Raw genomic sequence first — 770 nt, 5'->3', positions numbered from 1 at the left:
GCGCATAGGTGGCCAGCGTGATACGGTCGACGTTGACGCCAGCGAGCCTCGCCGCGACCTTGTTGCCGCCGACGGCATAGATGTGGTGGCCGAATGTCGTGAAGCGCAGGATGGCCCAGGTCAGACAGGCGATCGCGGCGAAGATGATGGTGGGGATCGGGATCGGCCCGATGCGGCCAAGCCCCAGCACGGTGAAACCCTCCGGCACACCGTAGACCGGCTGCGCCGCGGTGCCGATGAAGAGCAGGCCGGTGATCAAAACTTGCGTTCCGAGCGTCGCCACGAACGGATTGATGCCGACCTTGGCGATGCAGAAACCGTTGAGCAGGCCCACAAGGGCGCCGAGGCCCAACGCCACGACAATTCCGAGCGGCCCAGAAACATTGACGATCATGGCGGCTGCGACGACCGAAGCCATTGCGCCCACCGCGCCGACCGAAAGGTCGAACCCGCCAAGCACGATCATCAGCAGCATGCCGCAGGCAACGATGCCGATGATCGAGTTGCGCTGCAGAACGTTGGCGATGTTGGCCCAGGTCGCGAAGTTCGGCACCGCAAGCGCGGCCACGACGATCGCCAGCACGAAGATGATGGCCAACGCATAGCGTGACAACAACGCCGAGCGTGAACCACCCGTGCCTGCCTGGGGTGCGGCCTCATTCATGTTGTTTCTCCGCGGCCTGGACTACGCGGCCGCTCTTCTTTCGTTATGCGCATGCGTGCCGGACGGCTCCGTCCGCGCGATGCACGTGTCAGTGGCAAGGATAAGG

The 770-nt window shown here is 64.2% G+C and carries 1 protein-coding gene; it reads right to left on the bottom strand.

Features of this window, described 5'->3' with window-relative positions; all coding sequences use genetic code 11:
• Window positions 1–664: ABC transporter permease (locus EOD07_RS36235; protein WP_164772949.1), on the bottom strand; the 664-nt coding region annotated here is incomplete at its 3' end.
• Window positions 665–770: the final 106 nt, after the last annotated feature.

This window comes from Mesorhizobium sp. M2C.T.Ca.TU.002.02.1.1, from assembly GCF_003997225.1.
The sequence above is the reverse complement of the archived record's forward strand: the minus strand, read 5'-3'. Positions and strand labels throughout refer to the sequence as shown.